The sequence below is a fragment of the Candidatus Nitrospira neuquenensis genome (genome assembly GCF_979578155.1).
In genome coordinates this window covers 61,378-87,624 of record NZ_CEFZDU010000033.1, presented here as the reverse complement: position 1 = coordinate 87,624, position 26,247 = coordinate 61,378, and the positions used below count along the sequence as shown (strand labels likewise).

At 70.9% G+C, this 26,247-nt stretch carries 24 protein-coding genes; all 24 read right to left on the bottom strand.

Annotation, left to right across the window (positions count from 1 at the left end):
• Positions 1-20: 20 nt before the first annotated feature.
• Positions 21-926, bottom strand: coding sequence for a glycosyltransferase family 2 protein (locus AC1U7O_RS11255; RefSeq protein ID WP_479894874.1), 906 nt, complete (start codon positions 924-926; stop codon positions 21-23).
• On the bottom strand, positions 916-1,815 hold the full coding sequence (locus tag AC1U7O_RS11250) for a glycosyltransferase family 2 protein (protein ID WP_479894873.1): 900 nt from the start codon (positions 1,813-1,815) through the stop codon (positions 916-918). Before AC1U7O_RS11250 ends, AC1U7O_RS11255 begins: the two co-directional genes overlap by 11 nt.
• The gene (locus AC1U7O_RS11245; RefSeq protein WP_479894872.1) at positions 1,803-3,497 is read right to left on the bottom strand and encodes a hypothetical protein; all 1,695 of its coding nucleotides are present in this window, start codon (positions 3,495-3,497) and stop codon (positions 1,803-1,805) included. Before AC1U7O_RS11245 ends, AC1U7O_RS11250 begins: the two co-directional genes overlap by 13 nt.
• Positions 3,470-4,378: a glycosyltransferase family 2 protein gene (locus tag AC1U7O_RS11240; protein ID WP_479894871.1), complete on the bottom strand. Its 909-nt coding sequence runs from the start codon at positions 4,376-4,378 to the stop codon at positions 3,470-3,472. The genes AC1U7O_RS11245 and AC1U7O_RS11240 overlap by 28 nt, the downstream gene beginning before the upstream one ends.
• Positions 4,378-5,475, bottom strand: coding sequence for a putative lipopolysaccharide heptosyltransferase III (rfaQ, locus tag AC1U7O_RS11235; protein WP_479894870.1), 1,098 nt, complete (start codon positions 5,473-5,475; stop codon positions 4,378-4,380). Before rfaQ ends, AC1U7O_RS11240 begins: the two co-directional genes overlap by 1 nt.
• Positions 5,475-6,587 carry a glycosyltransferase family 4 protein gene (locus AC1U7O_RS11230; RefSeq protein ID WP_479894869.1) on the bottom strand — a complete coding sequence of 371 codons (1,113 nt, stop codon included), beginning with the start codon at positions 6,585-6,587 and terminating at the stop codon, positions 5,475-5,477. Before AC1U7O_RS11230 ends, rfaQ begins: the two co-directional genes overlap by 1 nt.
• A 91-nt stretch (positions 6,588-6,678) precedes the next feature.
• On the bottom strand, positions 6,679-7,434 hold the full coding sequence (locus AC1U7O_RS11225; protein WP_479894868.1) for a glycosyltransferase family 2 protein: 756 nt from the start codon (positions 7,432-7,434) through the stop codon (positions 6,679-6,681).
• Between the two features lie 131 nt (positions 7,435-7,565).
• On the bottom strand, positions 7,566-8,420 hold the full coding sequence (locus AC1U7O_RS11220) for a glycosyltransferase family protein (protein ID WP_479894867.1): 855 nt from the start codon (positions 8,418-8,420) through the stop codon (positions 7,566-7,568).
• A gap of 19 nt (positions 8,421-8,439) precedes the next feature.
• Positions 8,440-9,195: a glycosyltransferase family 2 protein gene (locus AC1U7O_RS11215; protein WP_479894866.1), complete on the bottom strand. Its 756-nt coding sequence runs from the start codon at positions 9,193-9,195 to the stop codon at positions 8,440-8,442.
• Positions 9,188-10,234 (bottom strand): glycosyltransferase family 9 protein, encoded by a 1,047-nt coding sequence (locus tag AC1U7O_RS11210; protein ID WP_479894865.1) that lies wholly within the window; start codon positions 10,232-10,234, stop codon positions 9,188-9,190. Before AC1U7O_RS11210 ends, AC1U7O_RS11215 begins: the two co-directional genes overlap by 8 nt.
• Entirely contained in the window at positions 10,231-11,274 is a 1,044-nt protein-coding gene (locus tag AC1U7O_RS11205; protein ID WP_479894864.1) for a glycosyltransferase family 9 protein, read from the bottom strand. The genes AC1U7O_RS11210 and AC1U7O_RS11205 overlap by 4 nt, the downstream gene beginning before the upstream one ends.
• Positions 11,275-11,299: 25 nt before the next feature.
• Positions 11,300-13,048 carry a lipopolysaccharide heptosyltransferase II gene (gene waaF / locus AC1U7O_RS11200; RefSeq protein WP_479894863.1) on the bottom strand — a complete coding sequence of 583 codons (1,749 nt, stop codon included), beginning with the start codon at positions 13,046-13,048 and terminating at the stop codon, positions 11,300-11,302.
• A complete protein-coding gene (gene lpxK / locus AC1U7O_RS11195) occupies positions 13,045-14,145 on the bottom strand; it encodes a tetraacyldisaccharide 4'-kinase (protein ID WP_479894862.1) in 1,101 nt (366 codons plus the stop codon). Before lpxK ends, waaF begins: the two co-directional genes overlap by 4 nt.
• Positions 14,146-14,174: 29 nt before the next feature.
• Positions 14,175-15,515: a 3-deoxy-D-manno-octulosonic acid transferase gene (locus AC1U7O_RS11190; protein WP_479894861.1), complete on the bottom strand. Its 1,341-nt coding sequence runs from the start codon at positions 15,513-15,515 to the stop codon at positions 14,175-14,177.
• Between the two features lie 122 nt (positions 15,516-15,637).
• The gene (locus AC1U7O_RS11185) at positions 15,638-16,306 is read right to left on the bottom strand and encodes a lysophospholipid acyltransferase family protein (protein WP_479894860.1); all 669 of its coding nucleotides are present in this window, start codon (positions 16,304-16,306) and stop codon (positions 15,638-15,640) included.
• 3 nt (positions 16,307-16,309) lie between these two features.
• Positions 16,310-18,052, bottom strand: coding sequence for a lipid A export permease/ATP-binding protein MsbA (gene msbA / locus AC1U7O_RS11180; protein ID WP_479894859.1), 1,743 nt, complete (start codon positions 18,050-18,052; stop codon positions 16,310-16,312).
• Entirely contained in the window at positions 18,049-19,281 is a 1,233-nt protein-coding gene (lpxB, locus tag AC1U7O_RS11175; protein WP_479894858.1) for a lipid-A-disaccharide synthase, read from the bottom strand. Before lpxB ends, msbA begins: the two co-directional genes overlap by 4 nt.
• Positions 19,282-19,311: 30 nt before the next feature.
• Positions 19,312-20,265, bottom strand: coding sequence for a Gfo/Idh/MocA family oxidoreductase (locus AC1U7O_RS11170; protein ID WP_479894857.1), 954 nt, complete (start codon positions 20,263-20,265; stop codon positions 19,312-19,314).
• A gap of 114 nt (positions 20,266-20,379) precedes the next feature.
• Complete coding sequence (locus AC1U7O_RS11165; protein ID WP_479894856.1) at positions 20,380-21,234, bottom strand: LpxI family protein; 855 nt, start codon at positions 21,232-21,234, stop codon at positions 20,380-20,382.
• A gap of 2 nt (positions 21,235-21,236) precedes the next feature.
• The gene (gene lpxA / locus AC1U7O_RS11160; protein WP_479894855.1) at positions 21,237-22,043 is read right to left on the bottom strand and encodes an acyl-ACP--UDP-N-acetylglucosamine O-acyltransferase; all 807 of its coding nucleotides are present in this window, start codon (positions 22,041-22,043) and stop codon (positions 21,237-21,239) included.
• A gap of 54 nt (positions 22,044-22,097) precedes the next feature.
• The gene (gene fabZ / locus AC1U7O_RS11155) at positions 22,098-22,556 is read right to left on the bottom strand and encodes a 3-hydroxyacyl-ACP dehydratase FabZ (RefSeq protein ID WP_479894854.1); all 459 of its coding nucleotides are present in this window, start codon (positions 22,554-22,556) and stop codon (positions 22,098-22,100) included.
• 36 nt (positions 22,557-22,592) lie between these two features.
• The gene (locus tag AC1U7O_RS11150) at positions 22,593-23,129 is read right to left on the bottom strand and encodes an OmpH/Skp family outer membrane protein (RefSeq protein ID WP_479894853.1); all 537 of its coding nucleotides are present in this window, start codon (positions 23,127-23,129) and stop codon (positions 22,593-22,595) included.
• Between the two features lie 51 nt (positions 23,130-23,180).
• A complete protein-coding gene (locus AC1U7O_RS11145; protein WP_479894852.1) occupies positions 23,181-23,741 on the bottom strand; it encodes an OmpH/Skp family outer membrane protein in 561 nt (186 codons plus the stop codon).
• Positions 23,742-23,781: 40 nt separating this feature from the next.
• Positions 23,782-26,076 carry an outer membrane protein assembly factor BamA gene (gene bamA / locus AC1U7O_RS11140; protein WP_479894851.1) on the bottom strand — a complete coding sequence of 765 codons (2,295 nt, stop codon included), beginning with the start codon at positions 26,074-26,076 and terminating at the stop codon, positions 23,782-23,784.
• Positions 26,077-26,247 lie beyond the last annotated feature (171 nt).

Genomic DNA, 26,247 nt, shown 5'->3' with positions numbered 1-26,247 from the left:
CCCCCCCTCCCGTCGGGCGATCAGACGTAGGACCGCAGCAGGCGGCTCGCCGCCCGCCACACCGTCTTCCAGCGCAGCGCCTCGCGGAAGCTCACGGCGAGCGATTCCGCGAGGGCGGCCCGCCCGCCGGCCAGGTCCCCCTGCCGGCAACGCCACTTGCCGAGGTCGGCCAGGTAGGCGGCGCGCTCCTCCATGAGGTAGCGCCGCTTCTGCGGCTCGTGGCCGAAGCGCTTAAGCAGGGCCTCGTTGAGGACGGCCCGATGGCCCAACTCGATCTGCGGCGGCTTGACGAGCCGATGCCGGTGGAAGGTGAGCGGCTCGTCCACCAGCGCGAACTCGCAGAGCTGCGCCAGCCGCGGCCAGAGCTCATGGTCGTCGAGCCCGGCCGACCCGAAGCGTTCGTCGAAGCCGCCCGCCTTCTCGAGGATCGCCCGCCGGACCATGACGGCGGAGGGGGTAGGACCGAAGCCCTTCACGAACAACTGATAGAAGCGGCTGGACGGTCCGGTCGGCGCGGCGGGGATCGGCCGGCCCTCCCGGTCCAGGTGAGCGATGCCGGTCGTCACCAGCCCCACCTCGGGGCGGGTCTCCAGCACAGCCACCTGCTTGGCCAGCTTCGTCGGAGCCCAGAGGTCGTCATGATCCAGGAGCGCGATGTAGCGTCCCCGGGCCAGGGCGATCCCGCGGTTTCTGGCCCGGGCCACCCCGCCGTTCTCGAAGAAGTGGTAGCGGACCCGATCGCCGAAGGCCCGGACCACGGCGGCGGAGCCGTCGGTGGACCCGTCGTCGACGACGAGGATCTCCCGGTCCGTCCACGTCTGGGCGAGGGCGCTCTCGATCGTCTGCGCGATCACGTCTTCCCCGTTGTACAGGGGGATCACGACGCTGACCGTCGGGGCCCCGCTGGCGGCCGGTTCATCCCGCATGGCCCCGCCTCATCGCGCAGGCGCGTGCGAGCCGGAGGTAGGTGCGCAGCTTGAACGGGTTGTACCGCAGGGCCTCCAGCAGCTTCCGCCGCCCCTCCGCCGTCCGACCGGCCCGCGCCTGGCTGAGGCCCCAGTCGGAATAGCATTCCGCCAGCATCGTCCGGATCAACGCCTGTTTGTCCCCGTCGTCCGCGAACAGGGCCCGCATGCGGAGCAGGAACCGCTCCCGGCTCCGCTGCAACCGCTCGCCGCCCGAGCGGCTGAAGCTGCCCCGGTGCACGCGATAGCACATCCCGGGCTCCTCCACGAAGGCGAACTCCCCCAGGCGGCGCAGGCGGGCACAGAGGTCGAAATCCTCGAACCCGTGCAGGTCGGGGTCGAACATCCCGGCCCGCACGAAGGCCTCGCGCCGCACCATGATCGCCGAGGAGAGGAGCTGGTCGGTTTCCATCAGGCGGCCCAACGGCGAGTCCTTGAGCCTCGGCCGTTCGGCCGCGGTGGCCCTGGTCTGGATCAGACGCCCCTGCTCATCCATGCGGTCCGATTCGCTGAGCACGAGCACGACCTCCGGCCGCGCGTCCAGGACCGCCGTCTGCTGCTCCAGCTTCCGGGGATACCACCGATCGTCGTGGTCGAGGAACGCTACGTAGGGCGCCGCCGTCCGCTCCACGCCCAGGTTCCGCGCGGCGCAGGCCCCCCCCTGCTCCCTCGAGATGACCGCCAGCCGGTCCCCGTACCCCCGCAGGATCGCCGGGGTCTCGTCGGTGGAGCCATCGTCCACGACGATGACCTCGAAGTCCCGAAACGTCTGGGCGAAGACGCTCTCCAACGCCTCGGCGAGGTATCGCGCGCCGTTGTGGACCGGCATGACGACGCTCACCCTGGGCATGGATCGAATCCCCCCCGGAGCGCTCCCGGGGCGGCGCCCGGCGTCCGCGCCCCTTCCGCCGTCTCCGCCGGTTTCGAGCGATAGAGGATGAAATTCTCGTCGTCGCGAATCGCCCCGAGAAATTCGGCCACCTTCACGAAGTCGGCCTCGCGTGCGGAGGACTCCGTCGTGTAGGAACTGACGACGAGCACGTCCCCGCCCGCCGCGGAGGCGGATCGCAGGCAGTTGTCGAGTCCCACGTTTTCGTAGCGCTTGCGGTCCCAAATCACGAAGGAGCCCCATCGTTCACCCTGGGGATAGTAAAACCGCTCGGCCCCCAAATACCCCAGAACGGTCTGGGCCGAAAAGTCCACGCAGCCGACGACGGGAAGGCCCTTTAGACCGCGCGCCCGGATAGCGTCCGCCACGGCCTTCCCGTTGGAATAGGGCTTCGTCAGGTCCTGGTACAGGGCGGGGAGGCCGAAGGCGGCCTGGCCCGCGAGGACCAGCGTGAAGACCGCGTCCGCCGTCCGGCTCCGGCTGGACGCCGGCGACGCCGCCCGAGTCAGCCGGTCGAGCCAGTAGCCGATCAGGTACACGACGAACAGCAACCCGTGATGGTGGGGGCCGCCCGAGTGCACCGCGGAAAAGAAGAGGAGCAGCCCGGTCGTCCCCAGCCCGTACAGCAGCAGGAGCGGAAGACGGTCGCGCAGCCGGGACAACTGGAAGAGGAACACCGCCAGCCCGCAGAAGGCCAGGGTTTTGAAGCCGGACGCGCCGACCAGCCCTCCCAGGACGCTCGAATCGAAATAGAGCACGACGGCGACCGCCCCTATGCCCGCCGCCAAGACCGGGGGAAGCCGCTCCCGCAGCCGGAACAACAGCCATCCGACGAGCGCCGCCGCCCCGAGCGCCGCCGCCCCGAGCGCCGGGCCATGTTCCCGCAAGAGCCCCACCGTCGAATCGACCGGGCCGACGTAGCTCCGATCGGGAAGGAGCTGGACGAGCGACGTCGCGACCCCGACCGCGATCAGGACAAAGCCGAGGACGATGCCGGCCCGCCGCCGCGAAGCCGCTTCCTGCCGCAGGCGATCCCGCGCCTCCCAGCAATCCACCGCCAGGCCGGCGGTGATCGCGATCACCAGGAGCAGGATCAGCAGATGGGTATGGGCCGCGAGCATCAGAAGCAGACCGATGACCGGGAACAGACGGTGCCGCCTTTGATAGAGCGCGCAGAAGGCCACGAGCAGCAACACCCCCAGGGCATAGTTCCGGCTCACCACCGCATACTGCCAGAGCACGAAGAAACCGAGGGGAAACAGGACCTGTTGGAGGCGCGACAGGGGAGACCAGCGCGCGACCAGGTAGACCATCGCCGTGGCGATCGTCAGATGCAGCCCCTGCATGATCTCGGGCGAGCGGGACAGGCGCGTGAGCGGCATCAAGAGAAGATACCAGAGCGCGGGATGCCCTTCGTTCTTCAGGACGGCCAGCAGCTCCGGCACGGACCGGCTGTCGCGCGCGATCAGCCAGGCCTCGATCTCATCCCGCCACATTTCGTGGTGCACGAGGGCGGTGCCCACGACGACTCCGTACACGGAGGCGATGATCACGGCCGCGCGACCGGGAGCACGCCACCCCTCGTTGAGCCGATCGAAGAGCCCCATCAAGCCGGTCATCCGGGCGAAAACGTGCGCAGCCACCGGGTGTAGCCCCGCAGGCGCAGCGGCGCCTTGCGGATCGCCCGGGCGTAGAGGTCCCGGGCGTCGCCCCGCCGGCCCGTCAGCTCGGCCAGCCGGCCGGCCAGCAGGAAATAGTTCGCCCACTCGCGGGCCAGCGCCCTTCGCTGCTCGGTCGTCAGCGCGCCCCGGCCCTCCAGCCGCTCCAGGAACCGTCGCCGGCTGGACAGCACGCGCGCCCGGTGCGTCGGCTCGTCGAAGGCCATGTCCCGATAGCCGTGGCCCCGCTGGAGCTTGCGCACCAGCACCCGATCGACGCACTCGAAGGCGGCCGCCGCGTAGAGCCGGATCGTCAGGTCCGAGTCCTCGGAGCCGTAGAGGTCGGGGTCGAGGGCGCCGACCCGCTCCAGGACCGCCCGTCGCACCAGCAGCGTCGAGGGGAGGGCCACGTGGCCGCCGGCGAACGCGCGGACCAGCGGCTCCGCGCTGCGCCGGGCATGGACGCGCTCCTCCACGCGGCCGTCCTCGCGGACCACCTCGAAGTCGGTGTGGACGACCCCGACCTCGGGCCGCTGCCGCATGACGGCGAGCTGGGCCGCCAGCTTGCCCGGGAGCCACACGTCGTCGCAATCGAGCAGCGCGACGAATTCCCCGCGCGCCTCCGCGATCCCGCGGTTCCGCGAGCGGGCGGGCCCCCCGTGGTCCTGCTGGAACCACACGAGGTCCGCCGCCCGCTCCAACTCCTTGAGGACCGCCTGGGTGCCGTCCGTCGAGCCGTCGTCCACGACCAGGATCTCGACCTCCGGCACCCCCTGAGCCCTGATGCTCTCGACCGCCTTGGCGACGAAGGGCGCCCCGTTGAACACGGGAATGACCACGCTGACCAGCGGCGGCCGTCCGCCCATCAGGCCCCCCCCGCCGCGGCGAGCGCCCGCTCCGCCGCGGCGAAGACTTCATCCGTCGAGATCAGCTTCATGCAGCGCTCCTCGCCGCGGAAGCAGGTCGGATGGAAGCAGCGGCGGCAATCCAGCCCCTTCGAGAGCGTCAGGACGCGGCGGCCCCGCGGCCCCCAGACCGCGGGATCGGAGGGGCCGAACAGCGCCACGACGGGGACGCCCAGGGCGGCGGCCATGTGCATGGGCCCGTTGTCGTTGCCGACGAAGAGCGCGCAGCGCGTGAGCAGGGCCGCAAACTCAAGCAGGCTCGTCCGTCCCGCCAGCACCAGGGGCGCCGAGCGGGCCAGTGCGCGGACCGTCTCCGCCGTCTCGCGCTCGGCGGGACTGCCGCCTACCAGCACCAGGCAGCCGTACCGCTCCGTCAGCCGGTCGGCCAGCTCGGCAAAGCGCTCCACCGGCCAGGCCTTGAACCAGTACCGCGCCCCCGGCTGCAGCAGGACGAGGGGCCTCCGGTCCCCGGGGGCCACGCCCGCCTCGGCCAACAGGCGCCCGGCCGCCGCCTCGTCCTCCGGCGCGGTCCGGAGGACCGGCGGCTCCGGCTTGGGATCGAGGCCCAGGAGGCGGAGCGCCGCCAAGTCGTGCTCCAGGCGGTGCTCGGATTCCGGCCGCGCCGGCACGATGTCGCTGTACAGCAACCCGCGCCAGCGGTGTTCCTCGTTGAAGCCGACCCGGATCGGCGCCCCCGTGAGCCGGGCGAGGACCGCGGAGCGGTCCGCGTCGGTCAGGTCGATGACGCAGTCGAAGCGCCGCCGTCTGAGCTCCCGCGCGAAGCGGAGATCCCCGGCGGCCCCCATGCGATCGAGCACCAGGACCTCGTCCAGGTCGGGGTTCCGGCGGAGCACGTCCTCCGTACCTCGGTTGACCAGCATGGCCAACCGGGCCGACGGAAACCGGCTGCGCAGCGCCCGGAGCACCGGCGTCGCCAGCAGCACGTCGCCGATGTACCGGAGCTTGATGACGAGGATGTTGTTCATGGCCTCCGGCGTGAACGAGGGACCGTCCTTCTCCGCGTTGCCCCTGACCCCGTACTCCGTACCCCTTCCCACTACGAGGCTTCAGAGCAGAGCTCCCGGTACAGCTCCACCGTCCGACGCGCGGCGCGCTCCCAGGTGAACTGCTTGACCCGCTCGAAGCCCTTGCGGCGAAGCTCCCGGCGCAGATCCTCGTCCTCCAGCACCCGGACGATCTCGTTCGCCAGCGTCTCCGCGTCCTCCGGGTTCACCAGCACCGCTGCGTCTCCGGCTACCTCCGGCAGCGCGGTGCAATCCGAGGTAATCACCGGCGCCCCGCAGGCCATGGCTTCCAGCACCGGCATCCCGAACCCCTCGTAGAGCGAGGGAAAGACGAAGAGATCGGCGTGGGAGTAGAGCAGCCGCAGCTCGCCGGGCAGGAGGCGCCCCGGACACACGACGCGGCGCTCCACGCCGAAGGTGTGCGCGGTCTGGCGGATGTCCCCGAACCGGTGGGTCGCATCCCCGACCATCAGGAGCGTATAGTCCGCCAGCAGCTCGGCCACGCGCGCGTAGGCGCGGAGGAGGATCTGGTGGTTCTTCCGCGGGTCCGCGCCGCCAACGAAGAGGATGAAGCGTTCGGCCGGGAAGGCGTGCTTCCGGCGGAAGGCCTCCATCGCCGCCCCGTCCGGCACGGGACGGAAGTCGTCCGACACACCGTTGTGGATCACGGCGATCCGGTCCGCCGGCAGCCCGTAGAGCGCCTGGATGTCCCGGGCGGAGAACTCGGAGACGGTCACGACCTTGCGCGCGCGCCGGGCCGTCCGCCTGGTCCGGTAGAAGGACGCCCGTTGCCCGAACAGCTTGGCGGAGTATTGCGGATGGCGGTCCAGCCAGAGATCGTGGATCGTGACGACCCCGCCGCACCGCCCGGTGGTCGGCATTTTGAAATTGGTGCCGTGGTAGAGGTCCAAGCGGTCCAGGAGGCCCCGCCAGCCCATCATCGTGCGGCCGGACTCGACCCACCTGGCCCTTTCGCCCTCCGGCCAGGGGGGCAGCTTGCCGCGCCGAGCCGCCCCCGGCTTGACGTAGCAGAGGAGGTCGAGGTCCTCCTTGAGGTCGAGCATCGCTCGGACCAGGTTATACGTATGCCACCCGACCCCGCCGCGGTCGCCGATGATGGGGTTGGCGTCGATCCCGATGCGCATGGTCAACCGTGAGGCGGCAGGGATGCGGCGTGAGGCGACGCCCCGCCGACACGCCCCGCCCGCCGCTCCGTCATGGCCGATTCCTCACGCCTCACGCCTCGCGTTTCACGTTCAGGGCTTCCCACGCCTTCGCGTACTTGACGAAGGTGTGCATGCCCGAGAACAGGGCGAAGATCAGGCCGGGGACGCCGTCGCGCCAGCCGCCGCGCCAGAGGTAGATCCTCACGATCGTCGCCACGTGGCCGCCGAGGAGGTCGGCGGCCGTCACGCGCGACCGGCGCTTGAGCTTCTCCCGCGCCGCCAGAGTCGTGTACCGGACGATCTTGCGGACATGCTCCCGGATGTCCGGCATGCTGTGATGGTCCAGCGGCCGGGTCAGCCGCTCCGTGCGTCCGTCGAGATGCAGGTTCTCGTGCAGCAGCACACCATCGTACCGGCCGGCCGTGCGGCGGAAGAGGCGGAGCTGGTAATCGGGAGAGGCGCCTCCCCCGCGCAGCCGGCGGCCGTAGAAGAAGTTCCGGCGCGGCACCTCGTAGCCGGCCAGGTCGGGCGGCGGCCCCTTCCCCAGCACCAGGGCGATCTCCTCGCGCAGCTCCGGCGTGACCCGCTCGTCCGCGTCCACGATCAGGACCCAGTCCGCCGTCGCCTGCTCGATCCCGAAGTTCTTCTGGGGCCCGTAGCCCGGCCAGGGACGGACGAAGACCCGCGCGCCGCGGGCGCGGGCGAGCTCCGCCGTCCGGTCCGTGCTGTCGGCGTCCACCACGACGACCTCGTCGGCCCAGCCCACCGAGTCGAGGCAGGCCTCGATGTTCCGCTCCTCGTCCTTGGTGATGATCACCACCGCCACGGAAGTCGCGCGGGGTGAAGCGTGAGGAGGGCGGGGGGCCGCCTGGAGCGCGCGCCGCTCGCCCCCGTGTCGCGAATCTCTCGGTTCTTGTCCGGACACTCTCAGCCCTTACGCCTGACGCCTCGCGGTCTTCATCCCCGGAACCCCCGCTGGAGGACCGCCCGGTAGAAGCCGGGCGCGAGCCAGCGGTTCCGCCACGGCTTGATCGGCGGATAGCGGCGCACCCGCTCGGCCATCACCGCGGGGTGCGTCCCGGTGAAATTCCGCATGATGTCGTACTCCTCGAACTCGTAGGCGTCCCGCGCCAGCATGCGCGCCTGCTCTTCGCCCGGCTGCTCGCCGTGGTGCCGGGCGACCTGGTAGCGGAACTTCTCCAGCAGCACCCTGGGATGCTTGACCCAGCCGTAGTGATAGATCGTCGCGCCGGAGGGCCGGAGCCGGTCCTTGTGGGGCCCCTGGAGGTAGCCGCGGTCCGCCTTCAGCCAGAACCCGACCGCGTCGCCGCAGGACTCCACCTCGCCGTCGTTCCGGATCAGCCGGACCGCCTTGTGGTAGAACCACGGATTGGTGGACCGGTAGTCTCCGTAGAAGTGCAGGTAGCGGAAGGTGAGCCCCACGACCCGCGGGTCGGCGTGGTGCGTACGGACCGCCCGCCGGATACGGTCGAGGTCCGCCTCGTGGAGCACCTCGTCCGCCTGGAGGTAGAGCGCCCAGTCGCCCGTGCACTTCGCCAGCGCCTTGTTCGTCTCGCAGGAAAAGAGCAGTCCATCCTTCTTCATCGAGTCGTCCCAGACCGACTCGACGATCCGGACCTTGGCCGAGTCGATCGAACGGATCAGCTCCGGCGTCCCGTCGTCGGACTGGCCGACGTTCACCACGAACTCGTCCACGAGCGGCAGAGCCGAGCGGATCACCTCGACGATCGGATAGTCGAAGCGCACCGCGTTCCGGCAGATCGAAAACCCGCTGATCTTCACCTCAGACACCACTGTCCCGATCCCTCAATCATCCGCGGTCCTTCGTCAGCTCCCAGAACTTCGCGTACTTGACGAAGGTGTAGTAGGCGTAGAGCCCGGCGAGGATGGCGCCCGGCATGCCGTCCAGAAAGCCGGCGCGGCCGAGGTACATCTTGGCGAAGGTGAAGGCGGGGTGCGTCACGAGTTGATGCGGCCGGAAGCGCCGACCCTTCTCGTACAGCCGCCTCGCCATCAGGTCCGAGTACCGGTCCATTTTCGCCAGGTAATGATCCAGGTCCCGGAACGGATACTGGAGGACATGGTGCCGCAGGAAGCCGGCGCGGCCCTCCACGTCGAAGCCCTCGTGGACGATGTCTTCCCGGTAGCGCAGCCGCGCCCGGTGGAAGAGCTGCGGCTGCCGGTAGTCCGGATACCAGCCGCAGTGCTTGATCCAGCGCCCCAGAAAATAGTTCCGCCGCGGCACGAAGTAGGCCGGCGCGTCCGGCCCCCGAGCAAGGAGCGCATGGATTTCCTCCTTGAGCTCCGGCGTCATGCGTTCGTCGCTGTCCAGGCTGAAGACCCAGTCGTGCGTCGTCCGCGCCACGGCCTCGTTCCGCAGCCGGCCGAAGCCCCTGAACTCGTGCTGGTACACCTTGTCGGTGAACTCGCGGCTGATCGCCGCGGTCCGGTCCGTGCTGAACGAATCCACGACGACGAGCTCGTCCGCCCAGGCCACGGACTCCAGACAGGCCCGCATGTTGGGCTCATCGTTGTAGGCGATGACGTAGACGGACAGCTTAGACATGACGCACCCGGATGGGCTCGGCCCGACTGATGACCTCCCGCACCCGCCCGGCCACCTCCTCCACCGTGATCCGGTCCAGACAGTCCCAGTAGGGACAGGCCTCGAAGATGCAGCGCTCGCAGGTGGGCACGTCGGGCACGAGCACGAGGCCCTGGCCCAGCGGCCCCCAGCGGACCGGCGAGGTCTTCCGCTGCGGGTCGTAGAGGCTGACCGTCGGCACGCCCAGCGCCGCGGCCAGATGGGCCGCGCCGGTGGAGCCGGAGACGACCGCGCGACTGGCCGCGATGACCGCCATGAACTCCCTCAAGCCCAGCTCGCCCCGCAGGTCGCGCAGGACGCCGCGCGCGGGCGCCACCGGGCCGCCGGCTCGCTCGAACCGCTCGCGTTCCTCACGGCCGCTGGTCAGGACCACCCCGTACCCCTCCTCGGCCAGGCGGCGGGCCAGGTCCCGGTAATGCTCCGCCTTCCAGTTTCTCGCGGAGAGCCCTCCCACGTGCAGGAGCACGCGCGGCTCCGGCAGGCCGGCCAGCCGCGCCCCCCCCGCCCGGCGCTCCTCATTCGTGAGGGCCAGCCTAGGCGGGACCAGCGGGCCGGGGTCGAGTCCCAGGCCCCGGAGCAGGCCGAGATTATACTCACTCTCGTGCTTGGAAAACCCGCTCCGATGCTCGTAGACCCGCCGGTTGGCCAGGAGGCTGTACCAGCGGTAGCCCGTCGCCACGCGCTGGGGCACCCGCGCGACCCAGGCCGCCGCCATCAGCCGTCGGTAGGGTTTGAGAAAAATCGCCGCGCCGATGTCCCGACGGAACAGGGACACGAGGTCGCCAAACCGCTCCCGCCCGTCGAGCGCCAGCACGCCGTCGAGGTCCGGATGCCGCTCCAGGACCGGGGCGGCGGAGGCGCTGGAGAGGAACAGGACCCGCGCCTTCGGCAGCAGCCGCCGGAGCGCCGTGGCGAGGGGCAGCGCGAGCACCTCGTCGCCGATCCCGTCCGGCCGAACGAGCAGGACGGTCGTCCGATCCTCGGGCGTGAGCCGCCTCATCGCGCGGCCAGCCTCGCCGCCATCCGGTCCCGGACCGCCTCCACGACCATCCCCGGCGTGATGCGGCGCAGGCAGGCCAGCGGCTCCTCGTTCCGGCAGGCGACGCGGAAGCAGGGGGCGCAGGGCACCTCGCCGACGAACAGCCGGTGCCGGTCGCCGCGGGGGCCGGAATACCCGGGACTCGACGGCCCGAACAGCCCGACCACCGGCGTGCCGACCGCGGCGGCCAGGTGCATCGGCCCCGAGTCGCCGCTGATCACCACCGTCGCCGATTCCAACAGCGCGGGGAGCAGCGCCACCGACGTCGCGCCCGTCAGGTCCACCGGCGTGGTGGTCATCAGCCGCTTGACCGCCGCCGCCCGCTCCCGCTCGTCGGGCGCGCCGATGAGGGCCACCCGCCCGGTTCCGCGCTGGAGACCGTCCAGGGCCTCCGCGAACAGCTCCGCCGGCCACTGCTTCGTCGGCCAGCGGGCCGAGACGTTCGCGGCGATCCAGGGCGCGCCGGGCGTCACCCCGTGCTCGGCGAGCAGCGTCGCGACCCGATCCCGATCCTCGGACAGGGGGGTCAATCCGAAGTCCCAGGGCTCCGCCATCCCCTGCGCCTCCCCGCTCCAGAGGGCGGACGCGGCGAGCAGGTAGCGGTCGATCACGTGCATCGTCGGATCGGGCACGGCGACCCGCTTCGTGTAGAAGAGCGGCGCGCCCTCGCGCGCCTCGGCCAGGCCGACCCGGACCGGGCAGCCGGCCAGCCACCCCATGGCGCCGCTCCGAAACAGGCCCTGCAGGTCCAGGGCGGCGTCGAAGCCGGCGGCGCGAAGGCGCGGCACCTCTTCGAGCCAGCCGCGGACGGTCGGCTCGACGGGCCAGACCTGATCCAGCCCCTCGACGCCCCGCAGCAGGTCCGCCCACGGCCGCTTGACCAGCCAAGCCAGGTGCGCACGCGGGAAACGCCGTCGAACGGCCCGAAACGCCGGCAACGCATGGACGATGTCGCCGAACGAGCTGGGCTTGATGAGCAGGATGCGCCGGTAGTCCGCCATCGCCGATGCTTTCAGCAGACCGCCCTCATCGAACAGCCGACCGAGCCGGCTCGTCGGCGGAAGGAGGGCGGCGGGAGGCTCGATCGGCCATGATCCAGTCCGCCGCCTCCCGAAGCCCCGTCGCCACATGGTCCGGCTCCCCCTCGCTCCCCTTGAGGGACGCGAGCGTTTCGGAGCTCGCCGGCCCGCTCAGCACCAGGACGGCCCGTGCGCCGATCCGTCGCGCGAGCTGCATGTCGCGCGGCTGGTCGCCCACCACGTAGGCGACCGACAGGTCGAGCCCCAGGTCGGCCGCCGCCCGCTCGACCAGCCCCGGTCGCGGCTTCCGGCAGGCGCAGCCCTCCGCCGGATGGTGGGGACAGGCATAGAGGCCGTCGAGCGGCGCCCCGGCCCGTCGCATCGTCTCGCGCAGCCGCTCGTGGATCCTTTCCAGCGCGTCCGGCGCGATCAATCCGCGGGCCACGCCGGACTGGTTGGTCACGACCACGACACGAGCCCCCGCCCGCTTGAGCCGGACCAGGGCCTCGACCACGCCGGGCAGGAGCCGGAACTCCTCCGTGGACTTCACGTAGCCCGTGTCCTCGTTGATGGTCCCGTCGCGGTCCAGGAAGACCGTGACGCCCCGCAGGTCCGCCGCCGGATCGCCCCCGTGTTCGGCCGCGCCGGCCCCCCGTACCTGATCCAGCGCCGCCGCCACCACCGCCTCGACCGTCACGCCCGTCATGCACCGGTGGTCGATCGGACATTGTCCCAGATGGCAGGGGGCGCAGTCCACCGGCTGGCGGACGAGGGCATGGCCGCTCCCGAAGGGGGCGGTGACCTGCGGATCGGTCGGGCCGAAGATCGCGACGAGCGGCACCCCGAACGCCGCGGCGACGTGCATGGGGCCCGTGTCGTTGCTGACGAAGAGTCCGCAGCGCTTGATGACGGCCATGAGCTCCCGGATCGAGGTCCGCCCCGTCAGGACGACCGGCCTCGCCTGCATCCGCCGCGCGATGTCTCCGGCCACCGCCTCCTCGCCGGCCGCGCCGACGATGACGAGCTTCGCCCGCCTCCCGCGCTCCCGCGTCAACCGATCGAGGACCCGGTCGGCCGCCTCGGCGAAGCGCTCGGGGAGCCAGCGCTTGGCCACGCCGTAGGTCGAGCCGGGATTGAGGCCGACCAGGGGGTCGTCCGGTCCGATCCCCGCCTCGGCCAGAATCCGCGAGGCCGCCGCCTCCTCCTCCGCTCGCAGATGGAGCTGCGGCGGCCGGGCCGGCGCGAGGCAGCCCAGGGGCTCGAGGAGGTCGAGATAATAGCGCACTTGGTGGGGCCGCCGTCTCCGGGACGGCGCCGGCACCGGCCCGGTCAGCAGGAGGCCCCGTCCGTCCGTCGCGTAGCCGTGGCGGCGCGGCACCCCGGCGAGCCAGGCGATGAGCGCCGCCTCGAAGGCATTCTGGAACAGCACCGCCAAGTCGAAGCGGAACGACCTGAGCATCGAGGCGAGCCGCCATTTCCCGGCGAGGCCGGCATGTCCGCCCTTGCTGTCGTAGACGAGGATCCGGTCCGGGACCGGATGGGCGCCGAACAGCTCCGCGACCGCCGCTCTGGCGAGCAGGGTGATCTCGGCGGAGGGAAACAGCGTCCGCAGCGCCGCGAGCGCCGGCTCGCACATCACGGCGTCGCCGATCCAGTTGGGTGCCCGCACGAGCAGCCGACGAACGGCGGCCGGACGCACGGCCGGCTGGTCGGTGGTGAGCCGTACGGCGGCGGCGTTTCGTTGCGAGCTCTTCATGAACTCACCCTTCCACCCGGACGGCTCAACACTCGTTCAAGGCGCTCCCGCCCCCCGACGACTTCCGGTTCCAGCCGCAGGGCCCACACCCGCTCGTCGGCCCCGAGGAACGGCGCCACCTTGCCCGCGTCCTTCTCCGTCGTCACCAGCCGCTCGGCGCCGAGGCGGTCGGCCTGCTCCAGGAGGGCCGACACGTCGGCCGCCCTGTAGGTGTGGTGATCGGCAAAGACCCGGTGATCGGCGACGACCGCGCCCACCCCCTCCGCCAGTGTCTGAAAGGAGGCCGGGCTCGCGATCCCGCTGAACAGGAGGACCTTGCGTCCGGCCAACGAGCAGGCCGGCTCCTCCCGTCCGGCCGTCACGGCGACGAGGGCGCCGGGGGCGAATCGGAACAGAATGGGCGCCCCGGCCGGCGCCCCGGCTTGCCCGAGGGCGGCGAGCAGCGGCTCTACGGGCCGCCCCCCGTCCGCGCGGGTGAGGACGAGGGCCGTCGCCCTGGCCGCGGCCGACAGCGGCTCGCGGAGCCGTCCGGCCGGACACAGCGCCTCCAAGTCCGCCGGCGCCGAGGCGTCCACCAGCAGCAGGTCCTCATCGCGGTGGAGGGCCAGGTGCTGGAAGCCGTCGTCCAGCACGAAGCAGTCCACGGGGAACCGCTCCAGGAGCCACTGCCCAAGCGCGTAGCGATCCGCTCCGACGGCGACGAGGGCGCCGGGGCAGCGGCGTGCGATCAGATGGGGCTCGTCGCCCGCCTCCGCCGGGCCGGCCAGCAGATCGCGGCCGTCGGTGACGAGGAGCCGCGGCTCGCGGCTCCTCCGGCGGTAGCCGCGGCTCAGCACCGCGACCCGCACCCCCCGCTCCAGGAGGCGGCCGACGAGCCAGATCACCACCGGCGTCTTGCCCGTCCCCCCCAGCGTCAGGTTCCCGACGCTGATGACCGGGACCGGCAGCCGCCTCCGCCTGAGCCAGCCGCGCCGGTACAGCGCCGCACGGAGGCGAACCGCCAGGCCGTAGGGGGCCGCCACGGTCGCCAGCAACCACCGCCCCGGACCGGAGCGGAGGGGAACGGAAGAGGCCGGGAGGATGGAGTCAGGGTTCATGCCTCGCCCGCGAACGGGGGCGGCGGGGGCTACGACGGCGCGCCGCCCGCGCAGCAACCGGCCGGCTGCGCCGGCAAGGCCGACGGGCCGCCGAGCCGCCCGGCCTTCTCGACGGCGGCCCCGATCAACTCCAGGCTCCGTTCGAGCGCCCCGCGATGGTCCGCGACCACGGCCTGCGCGGCCCGTCCCATCTCTTCCAGGCCGGCCTTGTCGCGCAGAAGCGCGGCCACGAGCCGTTCCAGCTCGGCCGCGTCCACGGCGCACGCCCCGCCCCCGGCATCGAGGAGCACCCGGGCCACCTCCGCGCAGTGGTCGGTGTGCGGGCCGAAGAGGACCGGTCTGCCCCACTGGGCCGGCTCCAGCAGGTTGTGTCCGCCGACCGGCGCCAGCGTGCCGCCGACGAAGGCGACCTCCGCATGGCGGTAGGCGACGGCCAGCTCGCCCCGCGTGTCCAGGATCACCACCCGCGGGCCGGACCGCAACGCCTTGCCCGACGCCAGGTCCGTCCGCCGCACGGACACCAGGCCGGCCGCCCGGACGGCCGCCTCCACCCGGGCGACGCGCTCGATGTGCCGCGGCGCCAGCAGGAGGACGAGCGAGGGAAACGATCGGACCAGCGAGGCGTAGGCCGTCAGGATCTGCTCTTCCTCGCCGGGATGGGTGCTGCCGGCCGCGAAGAGGCTCTCGCCCTCGGCGAGCCCCAGGGCCTCGCGCGACAGGCCGTCCCGCGCGGGCAGGGGCTGGTCGAACTTGAGGTTCCCCGTGACGTGCACCGATTCCCGCCTCGCGCCGAGCGCCGCGATCCGTTCCGCGTCCCGGGCCGACTGCATGAGACAGGCGTGCACCCCGCCGAGCACCTGCTCCATGAAGGGCCGGATGAGCCGGTACCGGCCGAAGGAGCGGGAGGACAACCGCCCGTTCACCATCAGACAGGGCACGCCGCGGCGGGCGAGGACCCGCAGGAGGTTGGGCCATAGCTCCGTCTCGACGAAGAGGAAGGCGGCCGGGGCGATCGCCGCCGCGACGCGCGAGACCGTCCAGGGCGCGTCCAGGGGCGCGTAGCAATGGGTCGCCACGCCGGCGAGCCGCCGCTCGACCGCCTCACGCCCCGTCTCGGTGACCGTGGAGACCAGAATCCGACAGGCCGGGTAGCGCCGGTGAAGCGCCTGCACGAGCGGGGCGACCGCGACGACTTCGCCGAGCGACACGGCGTGGACCCAGAGGGTCGGGCCCGGCGAGCCCGACGGCGCGGGGAGCCGGAGGCCCAGTCGCTGGGGAATCCCCCTCCGGCACCGCTTCTTCGCCAGCAGGACCAGCAGGATCGCCGGAGAGAACGCGATCAGCAGCAGGTTGTAGACCACGTACCACATCGTTCTGTCAGGAGCGTCGCGCGTGGCGTCTTGCGTGTCGAGTCGGGGAAGGGGGCGGCCCCGCGCTCACCCCCCATCGGTCATCCCTCATCCCCCACCCACCGCCTCGTCCGCCCGGGCGGTCACGCGGCTGATCGCCTGCTCCACCTCCAGCCGCTTCTTCTCCAGCTCGTCGCCCTCCACCTCGCGCGGCACCCAGATCGGCGGCCCCCAGACGAAGCGGGCGCGGCAGAAGGGCCAGGGCAGGAGGAACCGGTCCCAGCTCGCGAAGACTTTTTTTTTGAGCAGCCGAACGCGAGGGGCACGATCGGGAGGCCCGTGGCCCTCGCAAGCTGGACCACGCCCATCTGCGCGACTTCCCGCGGCCCGCGGGGGCCGTCCGGCGTCACGACCAGATCGACGCCCGAGCGGCCCAGCCGGATGAGCCGGCGGAGGGCCTCGACGCCGCCGCGGGCGGTCGAGCCGCGCACGGAGCGGAGCCCGAAGCGCTCGACGATCCGGCTGATCAATTCGCCGTCGCGGTGCCGGCTGATGAGCACGTAGGCCAGGTCGCCCCGGTAGGCCAGGGGCATCATGAGCTGGCGGGCGTGCCAGAAGGCGATGATGATCCGCCCCCCGCGGTCGTAGACGGCATCCACATGCTCCGCGCCCTCGGTCCCGAGCCGCAGGCTCCGCCCGATCAGTCGGATCATCCACGCGGCCAGCGGCGGTGCGAAACGCAACACGAGCCAGGACACCGCCCGTTTCAAGAGCGGGCGACGGCGCGGCGGTCCGCCGGGGGCTGCCCGCACCGATCAGCCCTCCTCGACGACGGACGCCGCGAACTGCATCGCGTGCAGCCGCTGGTAGAGACCGCCGGCCCGCAGCAATTCCTCGTGCCGCCCGGTCTCGACGATGCGCCCGCGGTCGAGCACCACGATGCGGTCGGCCCGCTGGACGGTCGAGAGCCGGTGCGCGATCACCAGGGTGGTGCGGTGCTGCATCAGATTGGCCAGCGCGAGCTGGACGATCCGCTCGGACTCCGAGTCCAGGGACGAGGTGGCCTCGTCGAGGATCAGCAGCGGTGGATCGCGCAGGATGGCGCGCGCGATCGCCAGCCGCTGCCGCTCGCCACCCGAGAGCTTCACGCCGTTCTCGCCGATCAGGGTATCGTAGCCCTCCGGGAGCCGTTCGATGAAGTCGTGGGCGTAGGCCGCCTTGGCCGCCGCGACCACCTGCTCCGCCGTCGCGCCCTGGCGCCCGTAGGCGATGTTGTTGCGCACCGACTCGTCGAACAGGACCGTCGCTTGGGAGACGATCCCGATCTGTGCCCGCAGCGACGCGAGCGTCGCCTCCCGGATGTCGAGGCCGTCGATCAGGACCGCACCCTCCGTGGGCTCGTAGAACCGGGGGACGAGGCTCACCAGGGTGGTCTTGCCGCTCCCGCTGCTGCCCACGACCGCGACGACTTCCCCCGCCGCGACGGCCAGGTTGACGTCGCGGAGCGCCGGCTGCTCGCTCTCGTCGTAGCGGAACGTGACGTGCCGGAACTCCAGCGATCGGCTGATCGGACCGATCACCGTGCCGCCCCGGTCCAGGGTCCGCTCCGTCTCCAGGTCCAGCACGTCGAACACGCGCTGCGCGCCGGAGAGGGCCTGCTGGATCGTGTTGTTCGCGCCGGCGAGGCGGCGGATGGGCGAGTAGGCCATGGCCATCGCAGTCAGGAACGAGAAGAAGGAACCCGGCGTCATCGAGCCCTCGATCACCAGCGTGCCGCCGTACCAGATGATCGCGGCGATGCCCAGCCCGCCGATCGCCTCCATGTAGGAGGACACCAGCGAGGAGACCTGCACCGCCTTCATGTTCGCGCTGAGGTGCGCCCGGTTGCTGGCCAGGAACCGCTCGCCCTCGTAGCCCTCCCGGCCGAAGGCCTTCACCTCCCGGATGCCGACGAGCGTCTCCTGCAGCACGGAGGTCATGTCGCCGGCCCGCTCCTGCCCGCGCGTCGCCAGCCCGCGCAGACGCGTGCCCATCCGGATCATCGTGTGGGCGGAGAGCGGGATGACGACGATCGAGAGCAGGGCGAGCTTCCAGTTCTGGTAGAAGAGGATGCCCAGCATCGCGACGAAGGTCAGACCCTGCTGGAAGACGTCCTTCATCACGCCCGCGACCGCGTTCGCCATGAGGCTCACGTCGTTGGAGATCCGGGAGATCAGGCGCCCGGAGGCGTTGGCGTCGTGGAAGCGCAGGGGCAGGACCATGAACTGCCCGAACAGCTCCTGGCGCAGGTCCGTCACGACGCGGCTGCCGACGTAGTTCATCAGGTAGTTCTGCCCGTAGCTGAACACCCCCTTGGCCAGGGCGACCGCCAGGATGGTCAGGGGGATGACCGTGAGGAGCATCCGGTCCTTGTTGATGAAGATGCCCTGCAGCACGGGGTCCACCAGCCAGGCGTACATGCCGCTCGTGCCGGCGACGACCGCCGCACAGAGGAGCGCGGCGCCCAGCCGGAATCGGTAGGGCCAGAAGTACCGGGCCAGCCGGAGGAACAGCTTCATCCGCCGCACTCCTCGAGGACCGATTGCGCCGCGCGCCGGGACGCGCCGGACCCGCCGAGCGAGGCCCGGACCGACCGCAGCGCCGCGCGCATCGCCCCGGCCGCCGCCGCGTCGTCCAGCAGGCGCCCCGCCTCCTCGGCCATCCGCCGGGCCGTCGCCTCCCCTTGCAGCAGCTCCGGCACGACGCGGCGACCGGCCACGATGTTCACCAGGCCGATGCACCCCAGCCGAGCCACGATCCCGGTCCGATGGGCGAGGATCAACCGCCGCGCGAGCCAGTAGGACAGGGCCGACGCCTTATAGGTCAGGACCATGGGCGTGCCCACGAGCGCGGCCTGCAGGGTGGCCGTGCCCGAGGCGACGAGCAGGACGTCGGCGGCCGCCATGACCTCGCTCGCCTGTTCGGCCACGACCCGCACCGGCGCGGGGCTCCGCGCCGTGAGCGCCTCGACCAGCTCCGGCGGAATCGACGGAGCCCGGGCGAGCAGCGCGCACAAGCCCGGTCGGTCCCTCGTCAGCAACGCGGCGGCGTTCAGCATCTCGGGCAACAACGTCCGCACCTCGCGCTCCCGGCTGCCCGGCAGCAGGCCGAGCACCGGCCGCCCCGCCTCCAGCCCGAATCGTTTCCGCAGGTCGGCGCGGTCGTAGATCGGGGCCACCTCGTCCAGCAGGGGATGCCCGACGAACTCCGTCCGCACCCCCGCCTCCCGGAACAGAGCCTCCTCGAAGGGCAGGATCACCAGCAGGCGATCCACCACCCGGGCGATGAGCCGGAGCCGCGAGGGGTTCCAGGCCCAGACCTGGGGGGCGACGTAGTATACCACCCGATGCCCGGCGCGTGCGGCCGCGCGGGCCAGCCGCAGGTTCAGGCCAGGGTTGTCGATGAAGACCGCCGCATCCAGCCGCTCACGCCGGAAGAAGCGCGAGAGCGCGAGGTACGTCCGGACGCCCGCGCGGAGCTGCGCGAGCCCGACCAGACCGATCGCATCCAGTCGCTCGTTGCCCCCGATCAGCTCCACCCCCGCCGCCCGCAGCCCGGGCCCCCCGACCCCCAGGAGCTCCGCGTCGGGGCGGAGCGCCCGGAGCGCCGCGGCCAGCTTGGCTCCGTGCAGGTCGCCCGAGGCCTCGCCCGTCACGATCAGGATGCGCGGCCTCGCGGCCCGTCGCGCGTCGCTCGCGGTCCGCTCCACGAGCGACGCGGGGGAATCTCCGAGTTTCCGTCCACTCACGCCGCCCCCTCACGTCTCACGCCCGACGCCTCACGGGCCTTCGTGGCGCTGCATGAACTCGCCGATCGACTCCAGGACCCGGTAGGCCAGCTCCAGCGCGGCGAGGCCGTCCTCGCCCGAGACCACGGGAGGGGTCCCGTCCGCGACGGCCCGGAGGAAGGCCTCCAGCTCCAGCTTCAGCGGCTCCTCGTCCCCCCCCTGCACCTGCTCCGCCTTGATCGCCGGCCGCCCGCCCGGCGCGGCCTCCCGCCGGCAGATCACCCCCTGCCGGGTCTGGTAGTCCACCGAGATGTAGGCGTCGCGCTGAAAGAGCCGCAGCCGGCGCAGGCGGGTCATCGACACCCGGCTGGCGGTCAGGTTGACGACGCAGCCGGCGGCGAAGGCAATCCGGACGTTGGCGATGTCGATCGTGGACGAGAGCACCGGCACGCCGGCCGCGCGCACCTCCTCCACGGGCCCCGGCCCGAAGGACAGGACCATGTCCAGGTCGTGGATCATCAGGTCCAGGACCACGTCCACGTCCGTACCCCGCTCCCCGAAGGGCGCCAGGCGGTGGCATTCGATGAACCCCGGCTTGCCGACGAGCGGACGGACGGCGCGGATGACCGGATTGAAGCGTTCGATGTGGCCGACCTGCAGGATGCGCCCGCGGCGCCGGGCCCGGTCGATCAGGTCGCGGGCCTCGGCCACCGTCACCGCGATGGGCTTCTCGACGAGGACATGGGCGCCGGCCTCCAGGCAGTCCGACACGACGGCATGGTGGGCCGAGGTCGGGACGGCGACGCTCACCGCGTCCACCGCGGGAAGCAGGGCGGCCGGGTCGGTATGCCAGGGCACGCCGTGACGCTCCGCGACGAGCTTCGCCCGCTCGGAGCTGGCATCGACCACGCCGACGAGCTCGCAGCCCGGCAGGCTCGCGTACACCCGGGCATGGTGCTGCCCGAGATGGCCCACCCCGATGACGCCGACCCTCAGGCGATTCATAGCCTCGTGAGGCGTGATGCCTGACGTCCGGTTGTACGTTGGGCGTTGGGCGTTGGGCGTTGCGCCTCTTTCATGGACTCAACACTCAACGCTCGCCACTCACCCCTCTCTGCCTCACCCCTCACGCCGCTCGGCCGCGAGACCGACGATCGCGATCCCCGCCCGGTCGGCGTCGCGCAGGGTCGCCTCCCGTTCGAGCAGGATGCCCCGCCCCGCCTCCAGGGCCAGGACGGCGGCCTTCACCGATTCCATCGCCTCGATCGTGCGCGGGCCGACGGCGGGCAGGTCGAACCGAAGGTCCTGCTGCGGCTTGCAGCGCTTGACGACGACGGCGCCCGCCCCGGCCAGCGCGCCGCCGCGGCGGATGGTCTCGTCCGTGCCCTCCACCGCCTCCACGGCCACGACGACGCGCTCCTTGATCACGACGCACTGGCCGATGTCCAGGCGTCCGACCTCCCGCGCGACCTCCCACCCGTAGCGGATGTCCTCCCATTCCCTGTCGTCGGGACCGCGGCCGGTCAGCACCCCCGCCTCCACCAGGATGCCGGTCAGGCCGAAGGTGGACTCGCAGATGGTGATCCCCTCCGCCTCCAGCTCCGCCGCGATCTCCCGCAGGATCGCGTCGTCTTTCCAGACCTTGAGCCGGCCGGCGAGGGCGAGCGCCCGGAAGTCCGGCCGGACGGTCGTGAAGACGTGCGTCTTCTTGATGCCGCCGAGCATCACGGCCCGGCGCACGCCGTCGTCCTTGAGGGCCTGGATCAGCTTGTTGAACTGGCCGATCTTGATCCAGTGGATCCGGTCCACGTGCCGCTCCAGCTCGGGGTCCGTCTCCCCGACGTGAGCGACCGCCGACACGGCGTAGCCCATGCGCGTCACGTTGTCCGCGAAGATGATCGGGAACCGGCCGTTGCCCGCGATGAGCCCGATGCGCTCCCCCGGCGCGACGGGCCGGCGCGCCTCTCCACCCACGGCTAGTCCTCGTCCTCCGGCTCCTCCGACGCGGCGCGGCAGAGGCCGCGCTTGGTGCCCTCGAGGAACTCCAGCATGGCCCGCACGTCGGCGCTGTCCGCGAACTTCTCCCGCGCCTGCTTGACCGCGTCCGCCAGCTTCTGGCCGGAGCGGAACAGCAGGTCGTAGGCGTCCCGGATCGCGCCGACGCGCTCGGCCGAAAAGCCGTGACGCCGGAGACCGACGGAATTGAGCCCGTAGAGCTTGGCGCGGTACCCGCCCGCGGCCCTCGTGAAGGGGGGCACGTCCTGGCCGACGGCGGAGCAGCCGCCGATCATCACGTAGGCCCCGATGCGGACGAACTGGTGGATCCCCACCAGGCCCCCGATGATGGCGTGGTCGCCGATGGTGATGTGCCCCGCCAGCGTCGCCGAGTTGGCCATGATGAGATGGTCGCCCAGCCGGCAGTCGTGGGCGATGTGGCAGTAGGACATCAGGAAGTTGTGGTTCCCGACCGAGGTCACGCCCCCGCCCAGGGCCGTTCCCCGGTTCACGGTGACGTACTCGCGGATAATGTTGTCGTCGCCGATGACGACCCGCGTCGGCTCCCCGCGGTACTGCAGGTGCTGGGGCGGAGTGCCGATCGAGGCGAAGGGGTAGAGCTGGCAGCGCTCGCCGATTTCGGTCCAGCCCTCGATGTAGACGTGCCCGATGAGCCTGGTGCCCCGGCCGATCTTGACATGCTCGCCGACGATGGAGTACGGCCCGATCTCCACGTCGAGGCCCAGCTCAGCCTTGGGATGAACGATCGCGGTCGGATGGATCTGCACTCTTCCCTCCAGAGTCTCGTGATGGGCGATGCGTGATGCGGCTTTCCTCACCCGTCACTGGTCATGCGTGTCGGCTTTCTCTTCCGTGACCATCGCGGTCATCTCCGCCTCGCAGGCGAGGTCGGCCTCGACGTAGGCCCGCCCCTGCATCTTCCAGAACGGCGCCCGCTGTTTGAGCACCTCGACCTCCAGCCGGAGCTGGTCACCGGGGACGACGGGCCGCCGGAACTTGGCCTTGTCCACCCCGGTGAGATAGACGACGGGCCGCCCCCCGGGCGGCGCGGACTTGAAGGCGAGGACACCGCCCACCTGCGCCAACGCCTCCAGGATCAGCACGCCGGGCATGATCGGCCGGCCCGGAAAATGCCCGTCGAAGAAGGGCTCGTTGCGCGTCACGTTCTTGATCCCGACGATCCGGCGGCCGACCTCCATCTCCCGGACCCTGTCCACGAGCAGAAAGGGGTACCGGTGCGGCAGCGTCGCCTGGATCTCCTGGATGTCCATGTTCGCCATCGCGCTCGTCTCCTATTCCCTGCGGCCCGCCGCCCGTCACGGATACCGGCGGTCGAACTCCTTGATGACCTGCTCGGTCAGGTCGATCCCCTTGTGGCTGTACACGACGATCCGGACCGTCTCGGGGTTGCCGGTGTCCATCACGGCCGCGAACCCGCCCTTCTTCGCGACGTCCGCCGTGACCTCGGCGATCTTCTTCGTGTACTCCTCGAACAACTGCTGGTTCCTGGTCTGGAGCTCCCGCCGGAATTCCTCGATGCGGCGCTGGTACGCCTCCACCTTGCCCTGGAGCTGGGCCTGCTTCTGGGCCCGCTCCTCGGCCGGGAGCGTCCCGCTCTGCAGGTCGCCCTGGAGCCGCTTGAGCTCCTCCTCGTCGGACTGGATGATCCGCTCCCGCGCCGTCGCCAGCTCGCGGAGCCGGTCCATGTCCCGCTTCCCGGATTTGCTCTTCTCGAGGACCGCGCGCTGGTCCACGATGCCCACCTTGAACGTTTCGGCGGCCCGACCGCCCGCGGGCAGCAGCGCCAGCACCAAGAGCGCCCCGACCGCCATTCGCACAGTTCCTCTGCGCATGTTCGCCTCGCCCCCCCGACGCCTCGGTTTCGCGCCGGCGTCCCCGGCGCCTTACTTGGCGCCCTTGTTCAGCTCCTCGATGACCTTGTTCGTGATGTCCAGGGAGCCGTCGGCGAAGATCGTCGGGCTTCCCTTCGACTTCTCCAGCACCATCAGCAGCCCCAACTGGACGGCCACGCGGGCCGACACCCGCTCCACGTGCTCCCGGAACCCCTCGAAGATCTCCCGCTGCTTGTCCTGCACCTCCCGGTTCAGCTCGGCCGCCTTCTGCTGGTACTCCATCACGCGCCGGCGGAACTGCTCCTCGCGCTCCCGCTTCGCGTTGGCGCTCAGCACGCTGGCCTGCTTGGCCAGCTCCTCCTCCAGCCGGCGCAGCTCCTTCTCCTCGAGCTCGACGAGCTGTTGGCGGTTCTTCATGAAGACGTTGAACGAGTCCGTGGCCTTCTGGCCGGGGGTCGAGTCCTTGAGGACCCGCTCGGTGTCCAGGATCCCGATCTGCAGCGGCGGCTTGAGGGGACCGCTCCCGCCGTTGCACCCGCCGAGCAGCAGGAGGAGGCCCGCCAGGGTGCCGCCGAGCGCCCGCCGCGCCGTCCGTCTGGCCGTCTGATCCATCACGCCCCTCCCCCCCTTCTCCGCCACCGTACCCGGTCCGCTAGAAGAGCGAGCCGACCGAGAACTCGAACACGCCCTCCCGCTCGCCCGTCCTCGGCTTCAGGTTGATGCCGTAGGCCGCCCGCAGGGGGCCGAAGGGCGAGATCCAGCGGAGCTCGAGCCCGGCCGCCGTGCGGAGGTTGAGCGTGAGCGACTCGTTCTCGTCGAAGCCCTTGCCCCAGTCGAAGAAGATGTCGCCGTTGAGCTTGGCCTCCGACGAGATCGGGAAGATCAGGTCGTTGTTGAAGATCAGCTCGCGGGCGGCGCCGACCAGCGAGCCACTGCTCGTCACGGGGCCGGCCCGGCCGAAGACGAAGCCGCGCATGGTATTGATACCGCCGACGAAGAACCGCTCGGTGATCGGGATCGGCCGCCCGCCGATGCCCTCGACCGCGCCGTACCGCACGCGGATCGAATGGCGCAGGTCCCAGGGCAGCGGCGTGTAGTGGATCACGTCGCCCACGACCTTGTAGAAGTTGTTCGTGCCGCCGAAGTAGCGGGAGCCCCAGTCCAGGTTCAGCCCGATGCGGGTGCCGGTCCGGGGGTCCAGGTAGTAGTCGCGCGAGTCCCTGGCGAGCGAGGTCCGGAAGCCGGTCGTGGATTGGTAGCCGACCTGCTGGAGGATGAACTCCGGCGCATCGCTCTGCGGGTCCTTGATGTTCAGCCGCTCCGCGACCACCGAGACGCTGCCCGAGGTGTACTCCGAGAACCAGCGACCGAAGGTGCCGCTGATGCCCGCCTTGTCTTCCACGTAGGTGATGTAGTTGGTCAGGGTCGCATACACGTCGGCCTGGAAAGAGGTCAGCGAGTCCCGGATGTAGGGCTCGCGGAAGGTGATCAGGCCCAGCGACCGGCGCTGGCCGAGCTGGCCGCGGACGCGGACGAGCTGCCCGCGCCCCCCGAGGTTGCCCTCGGTGATGTCGGCGATGGCGACGAACTGGTCCAGGGTGCTGAACCCGCCGCCGATGCTGAACATGCCCGTCGGCTTTTCCTTCACCTTGACGTCGAGGTCCACCTTGTCCGACTCGACCTGCTTGGGCAGGATTTCGACGGTCTCGAAGAAGTTCAGGTTGTTCAGCCGCTGGAAGCTCCGCTTCATCGCGACCGTGTCGATCACCTCCTGCTCGTTGAGACGCAGCTCGCGGCGGATCACGTTGTCGCGGGTCTTGTCGTTGCCGCTGATCCGGATGTTGCGCACCCGGATCAGGTCGCCCTCCTTGATGTGGAACAGGATCGTCGCGGTCTTCGTCTGCGGGTCGGGGGTGACGGCCGGGTTCACGTCGGTGAAGGCATAGCCCTTGGAGCCGTACATCTCCGTGAGCCGAGTGAGCTCGTCCCGGACCTTCTGGCGCTGGAACACGTCGCCGACGTGGAGCTTGGTCCCCGCCCGCAGCTCCGGCTCCTCGAAGACGGTGTTGCCCCGGAACCCCACCTCGCCCACCTGGTAAGGCTCGCCCTCCTCGATCACGAAGGTGACGACGAACCACTTCTTGTCCTCGGTCAGCTCGATGGTCGGCAGCCCCACCTGGACGTTGAGGTAGCCCTTGTTCATGTAGACTTCGCGGATCCGCTCGACGTCGTTGACCAGCTCCTCCCGCTTGAGGAGCCCCGCGTCCGTGAAGTTCGAGATCAGCCAGACCCACTCGCGGGTCGCCATGAGCTTGAACAGCTCCTTCTTCGTGACCGCCGTCCGGCCCGGGAACCGCACTTCCTTGATCTTGGCCCGCTCCCCCTCCTTGATGTAGAAGGTGAGCCGCTTGCGGTCCTTGTCCAGGGCCTGGATGATGGGGATCACCTGCGCGTTGTAGTAGCCGTCCTCCTGGTACTGGAGGCGGATCTTCTCCGCGCTCTCCTTGGCCTGCTGCAGGTCGAGGAACGACTGGCTACGGATGGTGACCTTCTCCTTGAGCTTGTCGTCGCTCAATTCTTCGTTGCCGTCGAAGACGATCTCGGTGATGAAGGGTTTCTCGCGCACCACGAAGGTCACGGCGACCCCCGACGGCCCGGGCTCGGTCTCGACCTGCACGTCCTCGAAGAATCCCATCTCATAGATCTGCCGGATCTGGTTCCGCACGGCGTCGGCGGTGTGCGGGTCGCCGGGCCTGAGGGTGAGCCGGCCCAGGATCGCCGACGCCTCGATCCGCTGATTCCCGCGCACGCTCACCGTCGCCACCTTCTCCACGGTCCCCTGCGGGGACGGCGCCTCCGCGGCCGAGGCGCCGCGCGCGAGGACGAGCAGGACGACCATCGCCGGCACGGCCAGAAGCAGGAACGGGCCCACCGCGCGAGTGGTCACCGGGACGCTTCCGGGCAAACCCGTGGCCCCGCATTCGTGGCGATCGACGCCGAGGCTTGGAAACCCGCGAGAGGAGCGTGGACAGCGACGCCTGTGTCACCGTGGCGAGTGGTCATGGGCCTATGCTGGACGACGTGGGACCGCGGCACGTCTCGCGGGCCGCCCCGCTCG